This is a genomic window from Streptomyces albidus (ex Kaewkla and Franco 2022) (assembly GCF_013870515.1).
GTDB classification, from domain to species: Bacteria; Actinomycetota; Actinomycetes; order Streptomycetales; family Streptomycetaceae; genus Streptomyces; species Streptomyces albidus.
Genome location: NZ_JACBXA010000222.1, coordinates 1 through 9,936, shown reverse-complemented (window position 1 = coordinate 9,936; position 9,936 = coordinate 1). Strand labels below are relative to the sequence as shown.

At 69.6% G+C, this 9,936-nt stretch carries 5 protein-coding genes; 4 read left to right on the top strand and 1 reads right to left on the bottom strand.

Annotated elements, in window-relative coordinates; translation table 11 throughout:
• The 3 genes from H5J26_RS24385 to H5J26_RS24375 form a co-directional block, all read left to right on the top strand.
• The coding region (locus H5J26_RS24385; RefSeq protein WP_235981036.1) for a transglycosylase domain-containing protein at positions 1-2,438 on the top strand (2,438 nt) is incomplete at its 5' end.
• Between the two features lie 113 nt (positions 2,439-2,551).
• Positions 2,552-4,051: a glycosyltransferase family 87 protein gene (locus tag H5J26_RS24380; protein ID WP_181768103.1), complete on the top strand. Its 1,500-nt coding sequence runs from the start codon at positions 2,552-2,554 to the stop codon at positions 4,049-4,051.
• A 162-nt stretch (positions 4,052-4,213) separates the two neighbouring features.
• Complete coding sequence (locus tag H5J26_RS24375; protein WP_181768102.1) at positions 4,214-5,575, top strand: MFS transporter; 1,362 nt, start codon at positions 4,214-4,216, stop codon at positions 5,573-5,575.
• Here the strand turns inward: H5J26_RS24375 and H5J26_RS24370 are convergent.
• Positions 5,572-7,065, bottom strand: coding sequence for a CCA tRNA nucleotidyltransferase (locus H5J26_RS24370; RefSeq protein WP_181768101.1), 1,494 nt, complete (start codon positions 7,063-7,065; stop codon positions 5,572-5,574). The two genes, H5J26_RS24375 and H5J26_RS24370, sit on opposite strands and share 4 nt — an antisense overlap.
• A 198-nt stretch (positions 7,066-7,263) precedes the next feature.
• Between H5J26_RS24370 and H5J26_RS24365 the strand changes: the two genes are divergently transcribed.
• Positions 7,264-9,786 (top strand): DUF6049 family protein, encoded by a 2,523-nt coding sequence (locus tag H5J26_RS24365; protein ID WP_181768100.1) that lies wholly within the window; start codon positions 7,264-7,266, stop codon positions 9,784-9,786.
• Positions 9,787-9,936 lie beyond the last annotated feature (150 nt).

Sequence of the window (9,936 nt, the reverse complement as noted above, 5' to 3'; positions counted from 1 at the left end):
ACGGCGCGGGAAGCCGCGGCCGTGGTGGCGGGATGCCGCCTGGCAGAGGTGGCGGCCGAGGCCGGTACCAACCGCCGCCCAGGAAGCGCTTCATCGACTACCCGCGCTGGAACAAGTACGGGGTGCGCCGCTGGGTGCCGTCGTGGAAGCTGGCGCTGGGTTCGGCCGCGGGCTTCCTCGGGCTGATCATCGGGCTCTCGGGCATCGCGCTGGCGATGGTGGAGGTCCCGAAGGCGAGCGAGGCGGCCAAGCAGCAGAAGAACGTCTACTACTGGGCCGACGGCTCGCAGATGGTGGTCGCGGGCGGCGGCGACCAGAACCGGCAGATCGTGCCGCTCGCCCAGATCCCCGAGTCCATGCAGGACGCGGTCATCTCCGCCGAGAACGAGTCCTTCTACGAGGACCCCGGTGTCGACCCGGTGGGCATCGTCCGGGCCGTCGGACGGATGGCCATGGGCGGCGAGACGCAGTCCGGCTCGACGATCACCCAGCAGTACGTGAAGAACACCTACCTCGACCAGTCGCAGACCTTGACGCGTAAGGCCAAGGAGCTGTTCATCTCCATCAAGGTCGGTGCGACGCAGGAGAAGCCGGCCATCCTCGAGGGGTACCTCAACACCGGCTACTACGGGCGCGGCGCCTACGGCATCCAGGCCGCGGCGCAGGCGTACTACCGCAAGGACTCCAAGGACCTCAACCCGAGCGAGTGCGCCTTCCTCTCCGCGACGCTGAACGGCCCCAACCTCTACGACCCGCAGGGCGGGATCGGCGCGGCGGCCACGCAGGAGAAGAACACGGCGCGGGCGGAGGCCCGTTGGAAGTGGACGCTGGACCGTGAGGTCGAGACGAAGCGGATGACCGAGGCGCAGCGGGCCAAGTGGGATCGGTTCCCGTCGCCGAAGAAGCCCAAGAAGTCGACCGAACTCAAGGGCCAGAAGGGCTACATGGTCGACGTCGCCAACAACTACATCACGGCGAACAGCAACATCTCCGACCGCCAGCTCAAGCAGGGCGGCCTGCGCATCCACACGACCTTCGACAAGAAGAAGATGGACGACATGTCCGCCGCGGTGGACCGTGTGCGCAAGGCCAACATCAAGCCCAAGGACCGCGACGTCGACAAGTACGTGCAGTTCGGCGGCGCTTCGGTGAAGCCGAACGACGGAGCGATCGTCGCCATGTACGGCGGTGAGAGCGCCACTTCGCACTTCACCAACAACGCCGACTACACCGGTGTGCAGGTGGGCTCCACGTTCAAGCCGTTCGTCCTGGCAGCCGCCATGCGCGACGGTGTGCGCAACCCCAAGGGTCCCGAGGTGCAGGGTGCCGACGCACGTACGCCCGTCTCGCCCAAGAGCATCTACAACGGCGACAACAAGCTGAAGCTGCGGAACTACAACCGCACCATCTGGACGGACAAGGAAGGCAAGGAGTGGCGTCAGCGCAACGACGGCAACGAGAGCCGCGGCCGTATCGATCTGCGTGAAGCCATGACGTTCTCCGTCAACACCCCCTTCATCCAGCTGGGCATGGACGTCGGCATCGACAAGGTGCGCGACGCCGCCCTGAAGGCGGGGCTGACCGAGGACAGCCTGGCGCGCTCCACACCGACGCTGTCCCTGGGCACCTCGGCCCCCAGCGCCATCCGCATGGCGAACGCCTACGGGACGTTCGCCAGCAGCGGCGTCGCGTCGAAGCCCTACTCGGTGAAGCGGGTCGAGAGGGACGGCGACAGCATCTACACCCACGAGAAGCAGGTGAAGAGCGCCTTCGACGCCAGCGTCGCCGACAACGTCACCAACGTGCTGGAGTCGGTGGTGCAGAAGGGCACCGGCTCCACGGCGAAGCAGCTCGGCCGGCCCGCCGCGGGCAAGACCGGTACGACGGACGACAACAAGTCGGCCTGGTTCACCGGCTACACGCCGCAGCTGTCGACCTCGATCGGCATGTGGCGGGTCAACGACAAGGCCAAGGTGCAGAAGTTCCAGAAGATGTACGGCGTGGGCGGCCAGGACTCCATCCACGGTGCGTCCTTCCCCGCCGAGATCTGGACGAAGTACATGCAGGGCGCTCTCCAGGGCCAGCCCACGAGGGCCTTCCCTGTGCCGGAGCCGATCGGCGACAAGGTCTTCGGGGCGGGCGCCAGCCCGTCGCCCACGCCTTCGCCGAGCGACACCCCGACGGACGGCCCCTCGCAGTCGCCGTCCCAGTCGCCCTCGCCGACCCTGCCCTCCCCGTCCAACACCTGTGACAACCCGTTCGCCTGCAACAACCAGGGCCAGGACGGCGGGAACGATCAGGGCCAGGACGCCGGGCAGAACCAAGGCCAGGACGGCGGGGCCGACCAGGGCCAGGACGGCGGCCAGAACGAAGGCCAGGACGGCGGAGGTGATCAGGGCGGCCTGTTCGGCGGGCCGTCGGGTCGCTCAAGGGAGTAGGGGGCGACAGGCCCCCTCACCCCCGCCGCGCCCATCAGGCGCTCAGCAGCCCCGTCACGGGTCATACCGTGACGGGGCTGCTGCCGTCAGGGGCCGTACGGCAGGATGTGCGCATGACGCGTGCGCACCTGTCGGACCGGGCCCCGGCTCCCGTACATCCGACCGAGCAGGACGAGGTCGCCGCCGCCGGCAGTGAGCTGATCGGCGGGCCTGCCGGGCGGAGAGTGGCCCATGGGACGGGTGCGAGCTGGTGGTCGCCGGTCCGCGTGGTGGTGCTGCTCGGCATCGGCATGTTCGTGCTGGGCATGATCCAGAAGGCGCCCTGCTACTACGGTGCCTGGTTCTCGGGACAGACCAACCAATACGTACACGCGTGCTATTCCGACATCCCCCACCTCTTCGCCGGGCGCGGCTTCGCCGACGGGCTCGTGCCGTACTTCGACCGCATCCCCGACAGCGTCTCCGGGGGCATGACCTACCTCGAATACCCGGTGCTGACAGGCGCGTTCATGCAGGTCGCAGCCTGGCTGACGCCCGGGGGCGACCTTCAGACCCGCGAGCAGCTGTACTGGATGGTCAACGCGGGGATGCTGATGGCGTGCGCCGCGGTCCTCATCGTGTGCACCGTCCGCACCCAACGCCACCGCCCGTGGGACGGGCTCCTCCTTGCTCTCGCCCCCGCTCTGGCCCTCACGGCGACCATCAACTGGGACCTGCTGGCCGTCGCACTCACCGCGGTCGCGATGCTGATGTGGTCCCGCAGCCGCCCCCTCGCCGCAGGCGTCCTGATCGGCCTGGCAACGGCTGCGAAGCTCTATCCGGTACTGCTCCTGGGCCCGCTCCTCGTGCTGTGCTGGCGGGCAGGACGCCTTCGGGAGTACGGAGCGGCACTGGGCGGCGCCGCCGTCTCCTGGGTGTGCGTCAACCTGCCGCTGATGCTGCTGGCCCCGCAGGGCTGGTCGAAGTTCTACAGCTTCAGCCAGGAGCGTCCCGTGGACTTCGGTTCGATCTGGCTGATCATCTCCCAGCGCTCCGGCAGTGCACTGGACGACGCCAACGTCTACGCCATGGTGCTGATGGGCCTCGGGTGCGCAGGAATCGCCGTACTGGCGCTGTGGGCACCCCGACGGCCCCGTCTGGCACAGCTGGCGCTGCTCGTCGTCGCGCTCTTCATCCTCACCAACAAGGTCTACTCACCGCAGTACGTGCTGTGGCTGATCCCCCTCGCCGTGCTTGCCCGCCCCAGGTGGCGGGACTTCCTGATCTGGCAGGCCTGCGAGGTCGTGTACTTCATCGGGATCTGGCTCTATCTGGCCTACACGGGCAGCGGCGACAAGCATCAGGGACTGCCCACCGAGGGCTACCAGTTGGTGATCCTCATCCACCTCCTCGGCACCCTCTATCTGTGCGCCATGGTGGTGCGGGACGCGCTGAAGCCTGAGCGCGACGTCGTGCGCCGGGACGGTTCGGACGACCCCGCAGGCGGTGTGCTGGACGGGGCGCCCGACGTCTTCGTACGAGGCCGGCGCCTGTCGCAGTCCGAGCATGCGGTGCCCTTCGCCGAGGCGTCCGTGCACTGGGGCACCCGTCCCCCTGGACCGCGCACGAGCTGACCGTCCGAACCGACAGCTTCGGGTGCATGTTTCACGTGAAACACGACCCCGTTCCGCAGTCGCCGTCCGCCACTCCCGAGCTCGCCCCTCCCCCTTCAGAGCGCTCCGCCCCTTGCCCAACTCCGGGCGCATCCCCGGAGTCGGTGTGTGAGGCTGGGAGCCATGAGCGTCGTCGGAGATCTGCGCACCCTGCTGCACTTCCCCGGCTTCCGCCGACTGCTCACGGTGCGTCTGCTCTCCCAACTCGCCGACGGCGTCTACCAGGTCTCCCTCGCCGCCTACGTCGTCTTCTCGCCGGAGAAGGAGACGTCGCCGGCCGCGATCGCCTCGGCGATGGCTGTGCTGCTGCTCCCGTACTCACTGCTGGGGCCGTTCGCGGGCGTGCTGCTGGACCGGTGGCGCAGGCGCCAGGTCCTCCTGTACGGCAACCTGCTGCGCGCCCTTCTGGCCGCCGGTACGGCGGCACTCGTGCTGACCGCCGCACCGTCCTGGCTGTTCTATCTCTCCGCCCTCTCCGTCACGGCGGTCAACCGCTTCATCCTGGCCGGCCTCTCAGCGGCTCTGCCCCGCGTAGTCGACGAGGACCGGCTCGTGATGGCCAACTCCCTCTCCCCGACGGCCGGGACGCTCGCCGCCACCGCCGGCGGCGGAATCGCCTTCGCCATACGCATCGGCGCACCCGACGGCGGTCGGGGTGCGGACTCTCTGGTGGTGACCGTCGGCGCCGTGCTGTATCTCCTGGCCGGGCTCGCGGCCCTGCGCATGGGCAAGGACCTTCTGGGTCCCGGATCCGACTACGTGCAGCTGCGGCTGCGGTCCGTTCTGGCGAGCACCGCGCGCGGCCTGGCCGACGGACTGAGGCACCTCCGCGAGCGCCGTACCGCCGCCTACGCACTCGTCGCCATGACTCTCATGCGGTTCTGCTACGGCGCCCTGACGGTGATGGTGCTGATGCTGTGCCGCTACGCGTGGGGGAGCGACGCGGACGTGGGCGACCCCGTCGAGACGGTGGACGCCGGGGCGGGTCTCAAGCTGCTCGGCCTCGCCGTCGCGGCATCAGGCATCGGCTACTTCGCTGCGGCCGTGGTCACCCCGTGGGGGGTCGGACGCATGGACCGGCTCGACTGGCTGGCGGCGTGCGCCGCAGCGGCCGCGGTGCTGGAGCCCGCGCTGGGGCTGAGCTTCGCGCCCGTCCCGATTCTGCTCGCGGCCTTCGTCCTGGGGCTCGTCACTCAGGCCTCGAAGATCACTGCCGACACCGCCGTGCAGTCCACGGTCGACGACGCCTACCGAGGCCGGGTCTTCTCGCTCTACGACATGCTCTTCAACGTGGCCTTCGTGGCCGCCGCCGGAGTCGCGGCGCTGATACTTCCGCGGGACGGACGGTCAGTGGCGCTCGTGGTGACGGTGGCGCTGGTGTACGCGGGCGTCGCCGCGCTGATGTTTCACGTGAAACGCTCGGCACCCAGCCGGCACGCGTCCACACCGTCGGCCCCGCCGTCCTCCCCCCTCGGGCCCCTCTAACTCTGAGCGGCCCACCACTCCTTGAGGGCCGCCACCGCCTGGTCGCGCTCCATCGGACCGTGCTCCAGGCGCAGCTCGAGCAGATGCTTGTACGCCTTGCCGACGACCGGCCCCGGCCCCAACTCGAGCACCGTCATGATGTCGTTGCCGTCCAGGTCCGGCCGGATGGCGTCCAGCTGTTCCTGCTCCTGAAGCCGGCCGATCCGCTCCTCCAGACCGTCGTACGCCCGCGCCAGCGCGCCGGCCTTCCGCTTGTTGCGGGTGGTGCAGTCGGAGCGCGTCAGCTTGTGCAGCCTCTGCAGCAGCGGCCCCGCGTCCCTGACGTAGCGGCGCACCGCGGAATCGGTCCACTCGCCGGTGCCGTAGCCGTGGAAGCGCAGATGCAGCTCCACGAGCCGGGAGACGTCCTTCACCATCTCGTTGGAGTACTTGAGCGCGGTCATGCGCTTCTTCGTCATCTTCGCGCCCACCACCTCGTGGTGGTGGAAGGAGACCCGGCCGTCCGGTTCGAAGCGCCGCGTCCTCGGCTTGCCGATGTCGTGAAGCAGGGCAGCCAGGCGCAGCGTCAGATCGGGGCCGTCCTCTTCCAGGCCGATGGCCTGCTCCAGGACGGTCAACGAGTGCTCGTAGACGTCCTTGTGCCGATGGTGCTCGTCCCGCTCCAGCCGCATCGCGGGGATCTCCGGGAGCACGCGGTCGGCGAGCCCCGTCTCCACCAGCAGTCTGATGCCCGTGACGGGACTGGCGGAGAGCAGCAGCTTGTTCAGCTCCTCCCGCACCCGCTCCGCCGAGACAATGTCGATGCGGTCCGCCATGGCCTTCATCGCGCCGAGGACGTCGTCGGCGACCGTGAAGTCCAGCTGCGCGGCGAAGCGCGCCGCCCGCATCATCCGCAGCGGATCGTCGGAGAAGGACGCCTCCGGACCGGCGGGAGTGCGCAGCACGCGCCGCGCGAGATCCTCCAGGCCCCCGTGCGGATCGATGAACGTCTTCTCCGGGAGAGCCACCGCCATCGCGTTCACCGTGAAGTCGCGCCGGACCAGGTCCTGCTCGACGGAATCGCCGTAGGAGACCTCGGGCTTCCGCGACGTCCTGTCGTACGCCTCGGAGCGGTAGGTGGTGACCTCCACCTGGAAGCTGCGCGTCACTCCCCCGTCGCGGGTCTTCTTCTGGCAGCCCACCGTTCCGAAGGCGATCCCGACCTCCCACACCGCATCGGCCCACGGGCGCACGATGGCCAGCACGTCCTCGGGGCGGGCGTCGGTGGTGAAGTCGAGGTCGTTGCCGAGCCGTCCCAGCAGTGCGTCCCGGACCGAGCCGCCGACAAGCGCCAGACTGAACCCGGCCTTCTGAAAGCGGCGTGCGAGGTCGTCGGCGACAGGGGAGACCCGCAGCAGTTCGCTGACCGCCCGGTGCTGAGCGACGCTGAGTTGCTCGGGAGCGGCAGAGGCGGGCGGTGTCGGCTGGTGGTCATCGTTGGCGTTCGGCACGACAGCACAGGGTACGTTGCCGCCCACACCCCCCGCCCCGCGCCTGGTCACAACACCGAGCGATCATGTGACGTACGCCGCGGCACCAGCACCCCTCGGGCATCGTTACCATCAGGGGTTCAGGAACAATCAACGCGGTGGCATCACCGCCATCCAGCAGCGAGACGCATCCACGACGACAGAGGGACGGACGAGCGCGTGGCCGAGGCGGCTGAGAACCAGGGCACCCCGACCGCTCCCGTCCGCCGGTGGCTTCGAGGTACGGCAGTGGTGCTGCTCACCACCGGCCCCCTCATCGGCGGGCTGCTGCCGATCCCCGCGGCGACGGCCGCCACCTCCCAGGACGCGACGACCGCCCTCCAGGCCGGCTCTCAGGCCCACGCGGCGGGCGCCTCCCGCTCCCGGCAGCCGTCCGCGGCCCAGGCCCCTGGGCGTACCGGCACCGGCTCTCAGACCGCCGGAATCTCCATCAGCACGCTCTCTCCCGCCACACCGGAGAAGGGCGACACCCTCAGCGTGACCGGCACCGTCACCAACAACGGCCGCGAGCCGATCACCGACGGACGCATCGGTCTGCGCATCGGTCAGGGTGCCAAGAGCCGCAGCGCCCTCGAGCAGAACGCCGGGCGCAAGGAGTATCTGCCGGGAGCCGACGGCCGCGAGGTCAGCGGGAAGGACGCGACGACCAAGGTCGGCAGCATGCGTCCGGGCATCCGTCGTACGTTCAAGCTGAAGCTGCCCGTGAGCGCGTTGAAGATGCGCTCGGCGGGGGTGTACCAGCTGGGCGTGACGCTCACGGGCCAGACGCGCCAGCGCCCCTACGACCAGATCCTCGGCATCGAGCGGAGCTTCCTGCCCTGGCAGTCCTCCGACTCGGAGAACAAGACCGGCCTGACCTACCTGTGGCCGCTGATCTCCTCGTCGCATCTGACGGCGAAGACGAACTCGGACGAGGTGCAGACGCCCGTCTTCCGCAACGACGACCTTGCCAAGGAGCTGGCTCCCGGCGGGCGCCTCCAGCAGCTCGTGACACTCGGCAAGGACCTGCCGATCACGTGGATGATCGACCCGGACCTGCTCGCCTCCGTCGACGCCATGACGGAGAACTACGAGGTGCAGAAGAAGAACGGCCGTACGGTCCCGGGCAAGGGGCAGGCGTACGCGAAGCAGTGGCTCATGGATCTCCAAGGCGCCGTGAAGGGGGAGGAGGTCGCCACCCTCCCCTTCGCCGACCCGGACCTGGCCTCCCTCGCCCACCGCGGCCGGAGCGTCCCCGGCGCGCTCTCCAACCTGGGTCCCGCGACCGAGCGCGCCGAGGAGACCACCGCGTCGATCCTGCACACCAAGCCCAGCACGGACTACGCCTGGCCTGTCGACGGTGCCGTCGACCCCGGCATCGTCGACGTCGCGACGTCCGCGGGCGCCCACAACGTGATCGCCCGCAGCGACAGCCTGCGCGACACCGCGCTCTCCTACACCCCGACCTCCGCCCGCCCCATCGGCGGAGGCAACACCGCCCTCGTCGCGGACGCGCGCCTCTCCCGCATCTTCGACGGGGACCTGACGGAGCCGGGGGCCACCTCCAAGGCCGTTCAACGCTTCCTCGGCGAGACGCAGGCGCTGACCTCCCAGGTGCCGAACAAGCAGCGCAACGTTCTCGTCGCCCCGCAGCGGATGCCGACGGCCGACCAGGCCCAGGCCATGGCGCTGGCGCTCAGCTCGCTGCAGAAGGACGGACGCTGGGCGGAGGGCAGCGACCTGTCCGAGGCGGCCAAGGCCAAGCCCGACCCCGGAGCGAACCGGCGCGTGCCCGGCAGCCGCCAGTACCCGGCCTCGCTGCGCAAGCAGGAGCTGCCCACAGAGGCGTACAAGCAGGTGCAGAGCACCAACCGGGTCGTGGGCGACTTCAAGCAGATCCTGACCCGGGACGACCGTGTGGACACGCCGTTCGGCAGCGCGGTGGAGCGCGGGGAGTCCACGTCCTGGCGGGGGGACGCCAAGGGCGCCGCGAACTACCGCGACGAGGTGCGCGGTTACCTGGTGGGCCTCACCAAGAAGGTCAGCCTCATCCAGAAGTCCCCGATCACGCTCTCCGGCCGCAGCGCGACGATCCCGGTGACCGTGCAGAACAACCTCGTGCAGGGAGTCGACGGGCTGGAGCTGCGCCTGAAGTCCAGGCGCCGCATCGGCCTCGACGTCGGTGAGGCGCAGCCGGTCAAGGTCGACGGCGGGCACAGCCAGTCGGTGAAGTTCTCCACGACGGCGAAGGCCAACGGACGGGCCTTCGTGGAAGCGCAGCTCTACACCAAGGACGGCAAGCCGTACGGCAAGTCCATGGTCTTCCAGGTGAACGTCACCTCCATCACCTCGACGGTGCTGCTGGTCATCGCGGGCGGCGTGCTCCTGGTCGTCCTCGCCGGCGTGCGGATGTACACGACGCGGAAGCGCAACGGCGGCTCGTCCCCCGACGAGGGCGGCGAGGGGGAAGCCGTGGAGGAGCCGGACACCGACGGCCCTGAGGACGGCACCGAGGCTGACGACCGGGCCGGCGACGGTACCGGTGAGGGTGTCGGTGAGAAGGACGGCGACGAGGCCGGTGAGGACGCGACCGCGCAGCCCGTCCCGTCCGGAGGTCCCGTCGAGGACGCCGAGCAGGGCGGGAACGACACCGGCCATGGAAGCGGCAGCGCCTCCGGCCCGGGTGAGAAGGTGGACCGTTGAGTCAGCTTGCGAGCAGGGGCAGGGGTAGGTAGCGAATGAATGCGCCGCACGACGGTGACCGGGGCCCCCAGACTTCCGGAGACGGCTCGCAGCCACCGGAGGACCCGTACGTGCAGGACGCGTACGCGCGCGATCCGTACGGCGACCGCG